The organism is Glycomyces sp. NPDC048151, assembly GCF_043202775.1.
GTDB lineage: Bacteria > Actinomycetota > Actinomycetes > Mycobacteriales > Micromonosporaceae > Glycomyces.
On sequence record NZ_JBIDBB010000011.1, the window covers coordinates 54,550 to 71,650 of the forward strand.

Genomic DNA, 17,101 nt, shown 5'->3' on the forward strand with positions numbered 1-17,101 from the left:
GGGCATTACCGACAGTCCACGACAAGGAACCGCAATCTCCGTGGAAGCGCGCCCGCGGCGGAAGGCGGACGGTACCGCAGCCTGTACCCGAGCCCTCCCGCCTGCGGGTCTCTTCTACTGGAACCGTCCTTTCGCATTGCATCGCACCGCAATCCGGTTTTAGCCTCGGCGCATGCACACCCGAATCCTCACCGCCGCGGGACTGGCGCTCGCCGTCGCCGCGGCCCCCGCCGCCGCCCTCGCGTCCCAGTCCGGTCTCGACACCGCGCTCCTCGACGCGAAACTGGAGGCGTTCGCGGCCGCCGCCGACCACGCCGTCGTCGCCGAGGTGCGCCACGGCGACGAGACCTGGTCCGCCGCCGTCGGCCCGCGCAGCCTCGAACACGACGAGGGCGACGCGAAACCCCAGGACCGCGTCCGCATCGGCAGCATCACCAAGTCGATGACCTCCACGGTGCTGCTGCAGCTCCAGGCCGAAGGCGCGCTCGACCTCGACGACCCGCTCAGCGCGCACCTGCCCGGCGTCCTCCCGTACGAGGACGAGGCCACCGTCCGCGAGCTCATGGGCCACCGCGGCGGCGTGCCGGACTACCTCCGGCGCCTCTACGCCTCGCTGCTCGAGGACGACGACCTGACCGACTTCTACGCCAACTACCGGACCCACTACAGCGCAAGCGAACTCATCGCCATCGGCACCGCGGGCGACCAGGTCAACCCGCCCGGGGACGGCTTCGCGTACTCCAACACCGGCTACACCGCGCTCGGCCTCCTCATCGAGGAGCTCACCGGCGACGACCTCGACGACGTGTTCGAAGACCGCATCTTCGAGCCCGCAGGACTCGACCGCACCTACTTCGGCCGCCCCGGCACCTCCGGCATTCGCGGCCCCCACCTCGACCCGTACCTCACCACCGGCGACCCCGATAAGCCCTATGTGGACACTTCAGGGTTGTCGTACAGCCAACTGTGGGCGGGCGGCAACGTCGTCTCCACGATGGGCGACCTGAACGACTTCTACGCGGCCCTCACCGACGGCACCCTCCTCGACGCCGCCTCCCTCGCCGAGGCCACCGCGTTCGAGGACGCGGGCGGCGTCGGCTACGGCCTGGGCCTCTTCGGCATCCGGCCCGGCTGCGCCGCCGACCCCGGCGCGGTCTTCCTCGGCCACAACGGCGACACCCTCGGCCACGAGGCCAACTCGTTCCACTCCCTCGACGGCGAACGCCAGATCTCGGTCGCCTGGAACATCGTCGACCGCCACGACACCGCCGACCCCGACGCCCTCGAAAAAGCCTGGAACGAACTCCTTTACGCCGGGCTCTGCGGCGAGGACCAGGACGCCCCCGCCGCGGCACTGACGATCGCCCCCGCTCGCCCCGAACCCATGACCGCCTGAGCCGCAACACGACCGAGCCGCAACACGACCGAGCCGCAACACCACCGAGCCGCATCGAAAACGCAGCCGGCCGCGGGACCGAACGGTGGTCCCGCGGCCGGCCGCCGCTCCCCAGAGAGCGTCGAGCAGGGGTGTCCGCAAGTGCTAGGGGGCGATGTCGCCGTAGATCAGGCCGCGCCCGTTCGTCGCGATGTAGACCCGGCCGTACACGTCCGGGTCGCCCGTGACCGCCTTGCCCGTCCACGCCCACTGGTGGGCGTCGTCGTTGATCCGCTGCCAGCTCAGGCCCTCGTCCGTCGAACGCCAGATCCCGCGCTGCCCGCCCGCCTTCGCCGACGTGTAGACCGCCGGGTACCCGCGCCGCCCGCGGCCCTTACCGAAGCCGACCGCGTCGGCCTCCTCGAAGTCCCGGATCCGCCGCCACGACACGCCGCCGTCGGTCGAGCGCCACATGCCGTACACGCCGTCGGCCTTCCCGCCGACGAGCCACAGGTGCTTGCGCTTGCCCGGCACCGCACGCAGATCGACGTCCCCTTCGGACGGCAGGCCCGTCGCGGCCGTGGCGGTGAACGTCAAGCCCCCGTTGCCGCTCGCGTACACCTTCCCGGCCGCGAACGCGTACAGGCGGTTCGCGTCGACCCGGTCGGCGCGGACCTTCGCTCCGGCGGGCAGGCCCTCCACCGGCGTCCACGTCTGACCCAGGTCGGTGCTGAACACCGGCGCGGTCGCGTTGTCGCCCGGCGTCCACACGATGACCGCGCCGTCGGCGCTCACCGCGACGGTGCCCGCGTTCGCGCCGCCCGCGACCCCTTCGAGCCGCTTCGTGGTCAGCCACGTCGCGCCCCGGTCGACCGAGACGCCCACGTGGCCGTCCACGTCGCCGTGCACGTCGCCGGTCCCGACGACCACGTCGGGGTTGAGCGCCGCGAAGTCCACACTGCGCCCCGACGACCAGTCGGGACGGCGGATCTGCTTGCCCGCCTTGCCCAGATCGGTCTGCACGAACCCGCCGAGGTCGCCCGTCGCCGAGACGAGGGTGCCGCCGAGCGCCGCGATGTCCTGCACCGCGGTCTCCTCCAGGCCCTCCGCGCGGACGGCGACGGTGAACTGCTCCACCGGCAGTGCGACCTGGTGCCCCGCAACGGCGTCCCAGCCCACCAGCGGCCCCTGCGCGTCCCATTCGGTCAGCCGCTCCGTGCCCCAGATGGTCGCGCCGGTGCCCCACATGATCCGGTCGGAGTCGTGCGGGTCGATCGCGAGCGCGTCGATCATCCAGCCGTGCTTGACGGCGTACGCGACCCCGTCGTCCTTCGCGCCGAACGACAGCCACTCGCTGCCGGAGGGGTCCATGGTGAACCGGTCGGCGCGGGCGGGCGGCCAGGACCAGTTCGCGTCGAACGCGTAGTCCCAGCTGGTCTCCCAGGTCGCGCCGGAGTCCCTGGAGCGGTAGATGATCTCGTCGGGGTACCAGTTGTTCTCGCTGGCGGCCATGAGGGTGCCGGGCCTCTGGCGGTCGACGGTGACGCCGCCGAAGCCGGGGGTCTTGCCGGTGGGGCTGTAGGCGGGGGTGACGTCGGTCCACGCGCCGGTGGCGAGGTCGAGGCGCCAGACCGCGCCGCCCTTGCCGGTGGCGGGGCCGCCGTTGTAGGGGCCGGGGTCCCAGCTGGTGACGATGAAGAGGTGGCCGTTGGCGTGGTCGATCGCGGCCTGCTTGGGGATGGCCTTGTTGCCGTCGACGGTGCCGATCTGGGCGGCGCCGGGGACGGGCTGCCAGGTCTGGCCGCGGTCATCGGAGACGTAGAGGGGGTCGGCGGGGTCGGCGACGCCGACGAAGATCCTTCCGGCCTGGTCGAACTCGATCCAGACGACGCCCTGGTTGTCGTCGGAGTAGTCGCCGGAGGGGTCCTGCACGAAGTTCCCGGGGTTCGGGAAGTTGTCTACTTCGGACCAGTTGCGGCCGTGGTCGACGGAGCGCCAGAGGCCGTTGCCGTTGGGTGTGCCGAGGTAGACGACGGCGTTGTCGGCGGGGTCGACGGCGAGGCGCTCGCCCATGCCGCGGCCGGGCATGTTGCCGCCCTGCTTGAACGGCAGTTCCGCTGCGCCCCAGGTCTTCCCGTAGTCGTCGGAGTAGAGCACCGCGCCGGGGCTGGGGTCCCAGTCGTTGGTGTAGGTGCCGACGGCGGCGTAGACGCGGCCCGTCTCGACGGGGTCGGTGGCGACGGAGACGACGCCGGACCAGCCCCAGTTGTCCCAGCCGACCCAGTCCAGGAGCGGGGTCCAGGTCTGGGTGTCCTCCTGCCAGCGGTAGAGGCCGCCGATGTCGGTGCGGGCGTAGATGAGGTCGGCCTCGGTCTCGTTGAAGACGATGCTGGGGACGTAGCCGCCGCCGTTGACCACGGCGTTTCGCCAGGTGTAGGCGTCCTCGCAGCGGCCGGAGGTCTTGGCGCCGGCGGTGCCGGGCACGGCGGTGGCGGCCACCGCGGCGGCGCCGAGAGAAGCGGCGAGAGTGCGTCGTCGCACGGGTGCTCCTAGGGGCAAGAGAGGGACGTGAGGGTTGCGGCCCCGGAGGGCCGCCGAAGGGTTAGTTTGGAGACCCAACATAACAGGGGGCGGTGGCTCCCGCAATACGGCGCCGAAAAACTTTCCCCGGCGCCGGTCGCCTCCGAACCTCCAGGGGGCTCTGGACATGGGAGCGCTCTTACACTACAGTCGAATCAGGTTGGGGCCGTAGTCGATCGCTCACCCCTCAAGGAGCCCGCCCCATGGGCGCACATCTGCCCGCAGTCCTCCGTCGTCCGGCCGTCCTCTGGACGGCCCTGTCCGCCGCGCTCGCGGCCGCCGTGATCACGGTGCTCGTGGTCGTCCCGAGCAAGCCCGACGAGTCGGCTTATCTCGACCCCGGCGCGCCGGTCGACGACCGCGTCGCGACGCTCCTCGCCCGCATGACGACCGAGGAGAAGGTGGGTCAGATGACGCAGGTCGCCGTCCCCGCGATCGAGGGCGTCCCGTCCGACATCGCGTCGCTCGGCATCGGCTCGCTCCTCAACGGCGGCTCGGAAGCGCTCCACGACACCCCGGAGGCGTGGGCCGAGATGATCGACGGCTTCCAGAGCAGGGCATTGGAGTCGCGCCTGGAGATCCCGCTCATGTATGGCATCGACGCCGTGCACGGCAACGGCGCCCTTCCGGGGGCGGTGATCTTCCCGCACAACATCGGGCTCGGCGCGGCCCACGACCCGGACCTGGCCGCGCAGGCCGCCGCGATCACCGCCGCCGAGACCCGCGCGACGGGCGTGCACTGGACGTTCGCGCCGTGCGTGTGCGTGGCCCGCGACAGCCGCTGGGGCCGCACGTACGAGTCCTACGGCGAGGACCCGGGCCTGGCCGTCGAGTACGCCGGTCCGGTCGTCCGGGGCTACCAGGGCGAGGACCTGGCAGCGAACACGAGCGTCCTGGCCACCGCGAAGCACTTCGTGGGCGACGGCGGCACCGCGTTCGGCACCTCGACCACCCCGAACGACCTGCTCCCGCCCGGTTCGACGTACCTGCTCGACCAGGGAGTGACGACCCTGACCGAGGAGGAGCTGCGCGCGATCCACCTGGCGCCCTTCAAGGCCGCGGTGGACGCGGGCGTCGGCTCGGTGATGGCGTCGTTCTCCTCGACCGACCTTGGCGACGGCCCGGTGAAGGCCCACGCGGACGGCTACCTCATCAACGAGGTCCTCAAGGGCGAGCTCGGCTTCGACGGGTTCGTCGTCTCCGACTGGCAGGCGATCGACCAGGTCAGCGACGACTACGCCGAGGCGGTGCGCCTGTCGATCAACGCGGGCGTCGACATGGTCATGGTGCCCTTCGAGTACCGCCGCTTCATCGACACGCTCGTGGCCGAAGTGGACGCGGGCCGGGTGAGCGAGGACCGCATCGACGACGCGGTCTCACGGATCCTCACGCAGAAGTTCGCGCTGGGCCTGTTCGAGCAGCCGTTCGCCGACACCTCCGGCGCGGCCGAGGTCGGATCGGCCGAGCACCGCGAGGTCGCCCGGCAGGCCGCCGCCGCGTCGCAGACGCTGCTGCGCAACGACCGGGACCTGTTGCCGCTCAACGGCAACGAGTCCGTCTACGTCGCCGGTTCGGGAGCCGATTCGCTGGGCCGCCAGATGGGCGGCTGGACCGCGTCCTGGCAGGGCACGGTCGAGGCGGTCACGGCGGGCACGACCATCCTCACCGGGATGGGCGAGGTCGCGCCGGACGCGTCGATCACCTACAGCGAGACGGCGTCGGAGCCGGTCGGCGACGCGGACGTCGGGGTCGTCGTGGTAGCCGAGGACCCGTACGCCGAGGGCGTGGGCGACGCGGGCGCGGGGGAGCACGACATGCGCGTGTCCGATGCGGACGCCGCCGCGATCGACACGGTCTGCGCCGCAGTGGACTGCGTCGTCATCGTCGTCTCGGGCCGCCCGATCGAGCTCACCTCGCACCTCGCGGAAGTGGACGCGCTGGTCGCGGCCTGGCTGCCGGGCAGCGAGGGCGCGGGCGTCGCCGATCCGCTGTTCGGGGCCGCGCCGTACGGCGGGCGCCTGCCGGTGACGTGGCCGCGCGCGAACGACCAGGAGCCGATGAACGTCGGCGACACCGGTTACGACCCCTTGTACCCCTTCGGGTTCGGCCTGCAGACCGCGTGAGTCACCGGCCCTCGGCGCGGTAGAGGTCGCGGAGGAGGCAGATCTCCGCGCCGTGGGCCATGACCTCGCGGTTGAGGTGGAGGACGAGCGCGGCCATGGTGTCCTCGGCGAACCAGGCGCCCTTGGGGCCCAGGGGCTGCTCGATCGCGGCGTCGTCGAGGGCGCGTACGCCGTCGCGCCAGTGCGCGTAGGCGGCGTCGACCATGGCGATTGCGTCGGCGGCGGTGCCGGGCAGCGGGTCGGGCCACAGGCGCTGGTCCCACATGTCGGCGTCCTCGAGGCCTTCGTGGGGTCCGAAGAACGCGCGGGCGCGGATGCCGAGCACGTCACGTCCGATGTGGACCATCCGCCAGGCGATGGTGGTGACGGGCGGCGGTTCGGGTGCGGGCTCGGTCTGCTCCATGAAGAGCGCGCCGTCGGGGCCGGGCCGCAGGCTCCAGCACCCGCCGACGGGCTCCCACAGGTACTCGTCGTCGGTGAGCCCTTCCAGCCGGGGCCTGAGGTGGAAGTCCCAGTAGAACTCGAGCTGCCCGATGATCGCCTCGGGCCATCGCATGGTCATGCCCCGAACCCTAGGGCACGCCCCCGACGGTCGCGGCGGCTCGCGCCGGACCGGCCGAGCCCGCCTCCACCCCGGATGGAGGCTTTCGGGCCCGCCGTCGAGGCCCGACCCGTCGCAAGCCTCAACCGAGCTTGCAACGATACGTTTGAGGCCATGACTCAGGATCTCCGCACGTTCGTGACAGCCGCCCACCGCCTCGTCGCCCTCGGCGAGCCCGACCACCGCGAGCCCGCGTTCGGGGCGATCCGCAACGAGCTGTTCGCGCAGCTCGCCGAGGCGGGCTTCCGCTCGTTCGCGATCGAGTCGGACCGGGTGGCCGCGTTCGCGGTGGACGACTTCGTCCGGCACGGCACCGGCTCGCTCGATGATGTTATGGCGCAGGGCTTCTCGCACGGCTTCGGCGCGTTCGAGGCGAACCTGGCGCTGGTGGCGTGGATGCGCGAGTACAACACCGGCCGCGCCCCGGCCGAGCAGCTCGCGTTCCACGGGATCGACGCGCCGTTCGAGTTCACCGCGGAGAGCCCGCGCCGCTACCTCGAGCACGTCGCGGACTACCTGGGGCTCGACGTCGATATCCGTTCGCTCGCGGGCGAGGACGGCCGCTGGTCGGGCATGGAGGCGGTGACCGACCCGTCCAAGTCCCCGGGCGGCACCCCCGAGGCGGCCCGGCTGCGGGTGCTCGCCGACGACCTGCTCGACGAGCTCTACGTGCGCGCGCCGGAGCTCGTCCCGCTGTCGCGGGGACGCTGGGACCGGGCGCGCGTGCACGCGACCACCGCGCTGGGGCTGCTGCGCTACCACGCGGAGGCGGCCCGGCCCGGCGAGGACGGGGTCCGGTGGAGCCGCCTGGGGGCGGTCCGCGACGCGGTGATGGCGCAGAACGCGCTCGACATCCTGGCCCTGGAGGCCGACCGCGGCCCGACGTTCCTCTCCGGGCACAACCTGCATATCCAGCGGAATCCGAGCCGGATGTCGATGGGCGGCATGGATCTGGAGTGGTCGGGGACGGGCGCGATCCTCGCGTCGCTGCTGGGGGAGGGGTACGCGTGCGTCGTGGGCAGTCTCGGCCGCAGCGAGGGCATCGGCGTGCCCGCGCCGGACCCGGGCACTCATGAAGGGCGCCTGCAGGAGCGCTTCGCGTCGTGGGGCCTCGTGGCGGCGGCCGACGTTCCAGCCGGGTCGGACCGGGCCGACCTCACCGCGCCGCAGGGCCCCTTCCCGCTCGACCGGTCGATGCTGGAAGGGGCCGATGCCGTGCTCCATGTGAGCGAGGGCCGCGCGTTAGGCGGGGACCGGGTTGCGGCGGCCGCCGGTGCGCCCGGTCATGCGGGCCGGGATGGCCCGCCGCGACCGGTAGAACTTCAGGGGGCTGCCGCTGACGGCCTCCTTGTAGGCGATGGCGGCCTTCCCCTTGAGGTACCAGCGGCTCGGGGTGTCGTCGTGGTTGGTGAACTGGATGACGGCGTCCTTGCGGCCGAGCGAGACCGGCTGGTGGATGTACCCGAACCGGAACGGCTTGGGCGCCTTGCCTTGCAGGACGCGGGTGACGGACTCGGCGGCGTGCGCGGCCGAGGGGATGCCGCTCTGGCAGGTGCCGTGGATGACGCCGTAGTCCTGGCGGATCGCGGCGGCGTCGCCGATCGCGAACACCTCGGGGTGCGAGACCGACCGCAGTCCCGCGTCGACGAGGACGCGCCCGGCGTCGTCGACGGCGAGCCCGGCTTCGGCGGCGAGCGGTGCGACCCGCACACCCGTCGTCCACAGTGTCGTGTCCGTGGGCAGGCGCTCGCCGTTGTCGAGGACGACCGCGTCGTCGTGGACTTCGGTCACGGTGACGCCGGTGCGGACCTCGACGCCGAGCCGCGCGAGCGCGCCCATCAGGTAGGCGCGGGCCTTGGGGCCCATCATCGAGCCGGGTTCGCCGCGGCTGAGCAGCCGCACCCGCATCTCGGGGTAGGCCTCGGCGATCTCGGTGGCGGCTTCGATGCCGGTGAGCCCGGCGCCGCTCACGGTGAGCACGCCGTCGGGGCGTCCGCGCAGCCGCTCGGCGAGGGCCGGGTCGTCGATCGTGAAGGCGCCCTTGACTTTCGGCGTCGAGCTGCCGATGGCGTAGACGAGCAGGTCGTAGTGGAGTTCGCGCCCGTCGTCGAGCGCGACCTTGCGGGCGGCGGTGTCGACGGCGGCGGCCCGGCCCTCGACGAAGCGGATGCCCGCGGGCGCGACGATGGCGGAGATGCGGTGGTAGCCGAGTTCCTGCCCGGCCGCGACCTGGTGCTGGCGCAGCCGTTCGGTGAACCGGTCGGTCGGGTTGAGGATCGTGACGCGCGCGTCGCGGTTGCGGTGGGCGATGCCGTGGGCGGCCATCATGCCGGTGTAGCCGGCGCCGATAACGAGGATGTCATTCATGCCCCAAGGACGAGACAGCCCCTGAAAACGTGAGTTGCTGTGACCACCGTCACATAATATGTCACATAGCGCCGAGCTTCTCCGGGTTGGACACCAGGTGGATCTCCTCGACCACCCCGTCGACCAGGTGCAGCATGATCACCACCGCGGCCGCCACGCCCGACCGGACCACGACCGCCGGGCCGCCGTTCACCTCCTCGAAGCCCACACTCGGCTCCTCCGGCATCCGCCGCGTGAACGAGATCAAGGCGTTCGCCACCAGCTCCACACCCTCCAGCACCCGCCGCGGCGCCGGAGCCAGCCCGCCACCGTCGCACACCAGCGTCACGTCCGGCGCCAGCACCGCCATCAGCCCCGCCAGGTCCCCGCCCGCCGCAGCCTCCAGAAAGGACTCCGCTGCGCGCCGACGCGTCACCTGATCCGTGTCGTACCGCCGCCGCCGCGACTCCACATGCTCCCGGGCCCGCATCGCCGTCTGCCGCACCGACGCCTCACTGCGGTCCAGGATCTCCCCGATCTCCTTGTGCGAGTAGCCGAACGCCTCACGCAGCACGAACACGGCCCGCTCCAGCGGCGACAACGTCTCCAGCACCAGCAGCATCGCCGACGACACCGTGTCCGCCAGCGCCACGTCATCGGCCACATCCCCGCCCGTGAGCACCGGCTCCGGCAGCCACGGCCCCACATACGACTCCCGCCGCACCTGCGCGCTCCGCAACCGGTCCACCGCCAAACGCGTCGTCACCTTCACCAGGTACGCCGTCGGATCCTCCACCGCGTCCGCGTCGACCCCGCTCCAGCGCAGCCACGCCTCCTGCACGACGTCCTCCGCGTCCGACACCGTCCCCAGCACCCGGTACGCCACCGCCTGCAGCAGCCCGCGCCGCTCCTCGAAAACCTCCACGCCCGCAGCGTAAGGCCCGAACCCCCCGCACCGCCAGCCCGGCCCTGCCATCCTGGACCCATGCACGCGCAGCCCGTCACCCCCGACCCGCCCGCACCGGTCACCCGCCCCTTCCTCACCCAGTCCTGGCTCGACCTCGCCTTCCTCCACTGGCGCATCCCCGTCGACACCGCCGCCCGCCTCATCCCGCCCGGGACCGTCCCCGACACGTTCGACGGCGACACCTACGTCGGCCTCGTCCCCTTCCGCATGCACCGCGTCGGCTGGCTCGGCCTCCCCGGCATCCCCTACTTCGGCACCTTCCCCGAGATCAACGTCCGCCTCTACACCGTCGACGCCCAAGGCCGCCGCGGCGTCGCCTTCCGCTCCCTCGACGCCGCCCGCCTCGTCCCCGTCCTCGCCGCCCGCACCGGCTTCCGCCTCCCCTACACCTGGTCCCGCATGGCCATCCGCACCCGCGGCGACACCCGCACCTACACCACCGCCCGCCGCTGGCCCGGACCCCGCGGCGCCCGCGCCCGCATCACCGTCCGCACCGGCCCGCCCCTCCACGACCCGACTCCGCTCGAGCACTTCCTCACCGCCCGTTGGGGACTCCACCACACGGTCGCCGGACGCCTCCGGTACCTCCGCAACGACCACCCGCGCTGGCCGCTGTACCGCGCCGAGCTCGTCGAATGCGACGAGGACCTGCTCGCCGCGGCGGGACTGCGGGTCGCGGGGGAGCCGATGAGCGTCCTCGCCTCCCCGGGAGTGTCGGTCCGCTTCGGCCGCTGAGGGTTCGGGGGTCAGCGGCGGCCGCGGATCTGTGGCAACGTGGTGGCCATGACGGATTTGTTCTGGCGCGACACCGGGTCGGGCCGCCCCCTCGTCTTCGTCCACGGCGGGTTCCTCGACCACCGCATGTGGGAGGACCAGATCCCGGTGTTCGCGGCCGACCACCGGGTCATCGCCGCCGACGCGCGCGGCCACGGCCGTTCCCCCAACGCCTCCGGCCCGTTCCGCCACGGCGACGACCTCGCCGCGCTCCTGCGCCGCCTCGACACCGGCCCCGCCGTCCTCATCGGACTCTCGATGGGCGGCGGCATCGCCGTGGATGTCGCCCTCGACCACCCCGACCTGGTCGAAGCCGTCGTCGTCTCCGGGACGGGCACCAGCGAACCCGAGTTCACCGACCCCTGGACCAACACGGTCCTCGCCGAGTTCGGCACGCACATGGCCGCCGGTGACGCCGAGGCCGCGATCGCGACGTTCATGCGCTTCACGCACGGCCCCACCCGCACCCTCGACGACCTCGACCCCGAGGTCGTGCGCCGCCTCTTCGAAATGATCCGCGGCTCGTTCGCCAAGCACACCTTCGGCGAGCCGAAGTGGATGGTCCCGCCGGAGGACACCTGGGAGCGCGTCCCCCGCATCGACGTGCCCGTCCACGCGATCAACGGCGCGCTCGACTCGCCCGACCACAACGGCATGGCCGAACGCCTCGTCGCGCTCGTCGGCACCGGCACGGCCCGCGTCGTCGAAGGCGCCGCCCACTACCCCAACATGGAACGCCCGCAACAGTTCAACGACGCCCTCCGCGACCTCCTCCGCACGATCTGACCGCACGGCACCGGTCCGCCGGTAGCCTGTCGGGGTGCTGTACCCGCCGAAACCAGCGCCCGGCGACCGGGTCGCGATCGTCTCGCCGTCCTCGGGCCTGCCCGCCGCGCTGCCCCTGCCGTACGAATTGGGCCTGCGCCGCCTGACCGAGTCGTTCGGGCTCGTCCCGGTCGAGTACCCGGCGACGCGGCGGATGGGCGCGGCCCCGGCCGACCGCGCCGCCGACCTGCACGCGGCGTTCGCCGACCCGACGGTGAAGGCCGTCGTCTCCAGTATCGGCGGCGACGACCAGATCACCGTGCTCCCGCACCTCGACCGCGACCTGATCGCCGCGAACCCCAAGCCGTTCTTCGGGTTCTCCGACTGCACCAACCTGCTCGCGTACCTCGCCGAGACCGGGATCGTCTCCTACCACGGCGGCGCGGTCATGACCGCGTTCGGCCGCCCTCACGCCATGCACCCGGTCACCGAGGCGTCCCTGCGGGCGGCCCTGTTCACCTCCGGGCCGTTCACGCTCGCCGAGCCGGCCGAGTTCGGCGAGACCTCGGGGGACTGGGCCGACCCGGCCACCTTCACGCACCCGCCCGCGATGCGCGCCGCCGCGCCCTGGGAGTGGCGCAACCGTGGCCCGGCCGTCGAGGGCCCGACATGGGGCGGGAGCCTCGAGATCGTGTCGTGGCTGCTCATGGCCGACCGCTGCATCCCGGCCCCGGACGCGTTCGACGGCGCGGTCCTGTTCTTCGAGACCTCCGAGGAGATGCCGAGCGCGGACGACGTGTACCGCGTCCTCCGCGCGATCGGCGAACGCGGCCTGCTCGCCCGCTGCGCGGCGTTCCTCATGGGCCGGCCCAAATCCTCCAGTATGGACCGCAGGCTCGACGAGTCCGACGCCGACCGGTTCCGCGCCGAACAGCGCGAAGCGGTCCTGCGCGCCCTCGACGAGTACGCGCCCTCCACGCCCGCCGTCCTCGGCGTCGACTTCGGGCACACCGACCCGCAGCTCGTCATCCCCTACGGCGGGACCGTCCGCGTCGACGGCGACAACCGCACCCTCACCGCGACCTACTGAACCCGCGCCGCGTTTGCACCCGCGCGCCAGAATGGGCGGCCCGAGCCGAAACCGTTCGAACGGAGGCGCGATGCGGGTGCTCATATCGACCTACGGTTCGCGCGGCGACGTCGAACCGATGGCCGCGCTCGCCGTCGCCCTCCGGGCGCTCGGCGCGGAGGCGGTCGTGTGCGCGCCGCCCGACCCCGAGTTCGCGCGGCTGCTCGCCGCCGCCGACATGCCGATGGTCCCCGCCGGGCGGCCCGTGCGGCCCCTCGTCACCGGCACCGGGCCCCCGCCGACTGGGGACTTCGCCGCACGCACCGACGCGGTCCTCGACGAGCACTTCAATGCGATCCTCACCGCCGCAACCGGATGCGAAATGATCTGCGCGACCGGCATGTTCCCCGCCGCCGCAGCGGCCCGCACCGCCGCCGACGCGCTCGGGATCCGCTACCGCCACGTCAGCCTCCAGCCGACGCTCCTGCCCTCGCGCACCCACCCGCCGCCCGAACGCCCCGGGCGGCCCCTCCCCGCCAGCGGCGGCAACCTCGCACTCTGGGCCCACGACGCCGACAGCATGCACGCCCTCTACGGCGCACCCGTCAACCGGCTCCGGGCCGCGAACGGACTCCCGCCACTCGTCAACGTCCGCGACCACGTCCACACCGGACAGCCCCTGCTCGCCACCGACCCCGTCCTCGACCCGCTCCACCCCGACGACACCGGCATCACCCAGACCGGCCCGTGGATCCTCCCCGATGAGCGGCCGCTCCCCGCCGCACTCGACGCGTTCCTCGACGCCGGACCCGCGCCCGTCTACATCGGATTCGGCAGCATTCCCATGCGCCCCAGGCACGACATCGCCCGTATCGCCGTCGGCGCCGCCCGGCGCAACCACCGCCGCATCGTCCTCGCCAGCGGCTGGGCCGACCTCGCCCCCGTCGACGACCGCGACGACTGCATCACCGTCGACGACGTCAACCAGCAACAACTCTTCCCGCGCGTCGCCGCCGTCGTCCACCACGGCGGCGCGGGCACCACCGCGACCGCCGCCGTCGCGGGCACGCCCCAGACCGTCCTCCCGCAGATCGTCGACCAGCCCTACTGGGCCCGCCGCGTCAGCGAACTCGGCATCGGCACCGCCCACACCGGCCCGACCCTCACCACCCGATCCCTCACAGCCGCAATCGAAACCACACTCACACCGCAGATCCGCGCCCGAGCCGCCGCGACCGCGAAGCTTATCCGCACCGACGGCGCCGCCACCGCAGCGAAACGACTCCTCGACACCTGAACGTCACGACCGCGCCGAGCACGACACCGAACCCGGCACCTCCGCGCCGTCGTCGACCTCAGCCTGGAACCCCGCCACCGCGTCCTCGCCCGGATCCAGGCGCGCGTTCCAGTCCTCGTTGCCGTACCAGCCGCGATCGAGCTCCCGCATGTTCCAGTGGTTGTAGATCGACACGTCCCGCAGGTCCAGATCGACCTCCCACGCCTCCAACGCGACACTCCCGGCGTTGACGACCTCCACCGTCACCTCCACCGAGTCCTCCCACTCCTGCGCCACCGTCAGACTCGCCGTGCACGCCGCCGACCCGCCCTCCTCGACGGCCGCCGACGTCTCCACCGGCGCCGACGGCACCGCGCTCGACGGCGACTCCGACACCGCCGCAGCAGTACTCGGCGCCGCCGACGACGCCGAAGGCGACTCCACCGCCGCACTCGACGCCTGCGCCGAAGCGCTGCCCGACTCGCTCACACCCTCCGGAATGGACAGCGACTCCAGGTCCTCCGCCACGTTCACCGCGTCACGCTCAGGGCCGCTGCCGAACACCCCGAACTGCCACAACGCGACCACCACCGCAACCGCCGACACCCCGCCCAGCACCTGCAGCAGCCGACCGTGCAGACGCCCGCGCCCACCCGGCGCGCCACCGGACTCCTCCACCGCCACCGCCTTCCACAAAGGACCGAAACACGGGACAGGGATGCAGGACCCGCGCCGGCCCGGCCCCCCAGGATACCCGCACCACCACCCCCCGACAGTCCGCGCCGAAACGCCCCGATACCCCCACCTCTGCCACCAAGAGCAGGGATTTCACCCAGAAAACACACCCCCAGAGAACCCTCACCTCCCCGCCCGCCCCGGCATACACTTCCCCGATGAGCAAGGCGCCCGAACACGACCCCGCCCAGGACGACCCCGACGTCCGCCCCCCGAAACACCACGCCGTCGGCCTCCCCGCCGTCGCCAACTCCCTCCGCGTCGTCCACCACCAAGCAGGCGCCCGACGCGGCCTCCCCCTCCTCCGCCGCATCAACCAGACCGACGGCTTCGACTGCCCCGGCTGCGCCTGGCCCGAACCCGCCCACCGCCACCCCGCCGAATTCTGCGAGAACGGCGCCAAAGCCGTCGCCGAAGAAGGCACCCGCCGCCGCGTCGACCCCGACTTCTTCACCCGCCACCCCCTCACCGACCTCGCCGACAAGACCGGCTACTGGCTCGGCCAGCAAGGCCGCCTCACCCACCCCATGCACCTCCCCGCAGGCGCCACCCACTACCAACCCATCACCTGGGACGACGCCTACCGGCTCATCGCCGACGAACTCCACGACCTTGACACCCCCGACGCCGCCGCGTTCTACACCTCCGGCCGCACCAGCAACGAAGCCGCCTTCCTCTACCAGCTCCTCGCCCGCCGACTCGGCACCAACAACCTCCCCGACTGCTCCAACATGTGCCACGAGTCCTCCGGCGCCGCCCTCGCCGAAACCATCGGCATCGGCAAAGGCAGCGTCACCCTCGACGACCTCCACCAAGCCGACCTCGTCATCGTCGCCGGACAGAACCCCGGCACCAACCACCCCCGCATGCTCACCGCCCTCGAACACGCCAAACGCGCCGGCGCCAAGATCGCCACCGTCAACCCCCTCCCCGAAGCCGGCATGCAGCGCTTCAAGAACCCCCAGACCGCACGCGGCCTCGCCGGAAAAGGCACCCAGCTCACCGACCTCTTCCTCCAGATCAAAGTCGGCGGCGACCTCGCCCTCTTCAGCATCCTCAACCGCATGCTCCTGCGCACCGCCCAGACCCGCCCCGACGCCCTCGACCGCGACTTCATCGCCACCCACACCCACGGCTTCGACGCCTTCGCCGCCCACCACGGCGCCGACGACCCCGACGGCGACGCCGCCGCCCTGGCCGACGCGGTCGAGCGCACCGGCCTGGCGGCCGAGGAGATCGAGCGGCTGCTGGCGATGGTCCTGGCCGCCGACAAGATCGTGGTCTGCTGGGCGATGGGCCTGACGCAGCACCGGCACGCCGTGCCGACCATCCGCGAGGTCGTCGCGTTCCTGCTGCTGCGCGGCAACATCGGACGGCCGGGCGCGGGCGTGTGCCCGGTGCGAGGGCACTCCAACGTACAAGGCGACCGGACCATGGGCATCTGGGAGCGGATGCCCGACCGGTTCCTGGACGCGCTGGGCACCGAGTTCGACTTCGCGCCGCCGCGCGACCACGGCCTCGACACCGTGGGCACGATCCGGGCGATGCGCGAGGGCCGCGTCAAGGTCTTCTTCGCGATGGGCGGGAACTTCGTCGCGGCCACGCCCGACACGGCCGCGACGGAGGACGCGATGCGCGGATGCCGCCTGACGGTGCACGTGTCGACGAAGCTCAACCGCTCGCACGTGGTGACGGGCGCGCGGGCGCTCATCCTGCCCGCGCTGGGCCGCACCGATGTCGACGCGCCGGGCGGCAGGGAGCAGTTCGTCACCGCGGAGGACTCGATGGGGATCGTGCACGCCTCGCGGGGTTCGGTTCCGGCGCTGAGCGCGGAGATGCGATCGGAGGTCGCGATCGTGGCCGGGCTGGCCCGCGCGGTGTTCGGGCCGGACGACCCGGTGCCGTGGGAGTCGTTCGCCGCGGACTACGACCTGGTTCGGGAACGGATCGAGCGGGTCGTGCCCGGCTTCGAGGACTACAACGCGCGCGCCCGGGTCCCGGGCGGGTTCGCACTGCCGCACGCGCCGCGCGACGGGCGCGTGTTCCCCACGGCCACAGGGAAGGCGAACTTCACCGTGAACCCGGTGACGTCGCCGGAGGCGGGCCCGGGGCGGCTGCTGCTGCAGACGCTGCGCAGCCACGACCAGTTCAACACCACGATCTACGGTCTCGACGACCGCTACCGGGGCATTCACGACGGGCGGAGAGTGGTGCTCGTCCACCCCGAGGACGCGGCCGAGCTCGGCCTGGCCGACGGCGCGTACTGCGATCTGGTGAGCGAGTGGTCCGACGGTGACCGGCGCGCCCCGCATTTCAGGATCGTCCACTACCCGACGGCGCGCGGCTGCGCCGCCGCGTACTTCCCGGAGACGAACGTGCTCGTGCCGCTCGACTCGGTCGCGGAGTCGAGCAACACCCCGACGTCGAAGTCGATCGTGGTGCGCTTCGAGGCCGACAGCGGCGGGTCGTGAGTTCGGACCTCCTTCCTCG

General features: G+C 72.4%; 12 protein-coding genes and 1 pseudogene. 8 read left to right on the forward strand and 5 right to left on the reverse strand.

The window, feature by feature from the left end:
- The first annotated feature begins 172 nt into the window (after positions 1-172).
- Positions 173-1,396, forward strand: a complete 1,224-nt coding sequence (locus ACGGCP_RS24200) for a serine hydrolase domain-containing protein (protein WP_392970326.1) — start codon at positions 173-175, stop codon at positions 1,394-1,396.
- A 144-nt stretch (positions 1,397-1,540) separates the two neighbouring features.
- Here ACGGCP_RS24200 and ACGGCP_RS24205 read toward each other — a convergent pair whose 3' ends face one another.
- The gene (locus tag ACGGCP_RS24205; protein WP_392970329.1) at positions 1,541-3,916 is read right to left on the reverse strand and encodes a xyloglucanase; all 2,376 of its coding nucleotides are present in this window, start codon (positions 3,914-3,916) and stop codon (positions 1,541-1,543) included.
- A gap of 242 nt (positions 3,917-4,158) precedes the next feature.
- On the opposite strand from ACGGCP_RS24205, the gene ACGGCP_RS24210 reads away from it, so the two are divergent.
- Entirely contained in the window at positions 4,159-6,078 is a 1,920-nt protein-coding gene (locus ACGGCP_RS24210) for a glycoside hydrolase family 3 protein (protein WP_392970333.1), read from the forward strand.
- A 1-nt stretch (position 6,079) separates the two neighbouring features.
- On the opposite strand, the gene ACGGCP_RS24215 is transcribed toward ACGGCP_RS24210, so the two are convergent.
- On the reverse strand, positions 6,080-6,640 hold the full coding sequence (locus ACGGCP_RS24215) for a DinB family protein (protein ID WP_392970336.1): 561 nt from the start codon (positions 6,638-6,640) through the stop codon (positions 6,080-6,082).
- 153 nt (positions 6,641-6,793) lie between these two features.
- Between ACGGCP_RS24215 and ACGGCP_RS24220 the strand changes: the two are divergent.
- Positions 6,794-7,759: pseudogene (locus ACGGCP_RS24220) on the forward strand (erythromycin esterase family protein); the annotation flags it as partial.
- 162 nt (positions 7,760-7,921) lie between these two features.
- Here ACGGCP_RS24220 and ACGGCP_RS24225 read toward each other — a convergent pair.
- Both ACGGCP_RS24225 and ACGGCP_RS24230 read right to left on the reverse strand, forming a co-directional pair.
- Positions 7,922-9,046, reverse strand: a complete 1,125-nt coding sequence (locus tag ACGGCP_RS24225) for an NAD(P)/FAD-dependent oxidoreductase (protein WP_392970339.1) — start codon at positions 9,044-9,046, stop codon at positions 7,922-7,924.
- A 61-nt stretch (positions 9,047-9,107) separates the two neighbouring features.
- Positions 9,108-10,001, reverse strand: coding sequence for an RNA polymerase sigma-70 factor (locus ACGGCP_RS24230; protein ID WP_392970342.1), 894 nt, complete (start codon positions 9,999-10,001; stop codon positions 9,108-9,110).
- A 9-nt stretch (positions 10,002-10,010) separates the two neighbouring features.
- Between ACGGCP_RS24230 and ACGGCP_RS24235 the strand changes: the two genes are divergently transcribed.
- The 4 genes from ACGGCP_RS24235 to ACGGCP_RS24250 all read left to right on the forward strand — a co-directional run bounded on the left by ACGGCP_RS24235 (position 10,011) and on the right by ACGGCP_RS24250 (position 13,897).
- The gene (locus tag ACGGCP_RS24235; protein WP_392970345.1) at positions 10,011-10,727 is read left to right on the forward strand and encodes a YqjF family protein; all 717 of its coding nucleotides are present in this window, start codon (positions 10,011-10,013) and stop codon (positions 10,725-10,727) included.
- Between the two features lie 48 nt (positions 10,728-10,775).
- Positions 10,776-11,552, forward strand: coding sequence for an alpha/beta fold hydrolase (locus ACGGCP_RS24240; protein ID WP_392970348.1), 777 nt, complete (start codon positions 10,776-10,778; stop codon positions 11,550-11,552).
- A gap of 34 nt (positions 11,553-11,586) precedes the next feature.
- Positions 11,587-12,621 (forward strand): S66 peptidase family protein, encoded by a 1,035-nt coding sequence (locus ACGGCP_RS24245; protein ID WP_392970351.1) that lies wholly within the window; start codon positions 11,587-11,589, stop codon positions 12,619-12,621.
- Positions 12,622-12,691: 70 nt separating this feature from the next.
- Positions 12,692-13,897, forward strand: a complete 1,206-nt coding sequence (locus ACGGCP_RS24250; RefSeq protein WP_392970354.1) for a nucleotide disphospho-sugar-binding domain-containing protein — start codon at positions 12,692-12,694, stop codon at positions 13,895-13,897.
- Positions 13,898-13,900: 3 nt separating this feature from the next.
- Here the strand turns inward: ACGGCP_RS24250 and ACGGCP_RS24255 are convergent, their stop codons facing one another.
- Positions 13,901-14,554, reverse strand: a complete 654-nt coding sequence (locus tag ACGGCP_RS24255) for a cellulose binding domain-containing protein (RefSeq protein WP_392970357.1) — start codon at positions 14,552-14,554, stop codon at positions 13,901-13,903.
- 215 nt (positions 14,555-14,769) lie between these two features.
- On the opposite strand from ACGGCP_RS24255, the gene ACGGCP_RS24260 reads away from it, so the two are divergent.
- Positions 14,770-17,082: an FdhF/YdeP family oxidoreductase gene (locus ACGGCP_RS24260; RefSeq protein WP_392970360.1), complete on the forward strand. Its 2,313-nt coding sequence runs from the start codon at positions 14,770-14,772 to the stop codon at positions 17,080-17,082.
- Positions 17,083-17,101: the final 19 nt, after the last annotated feature.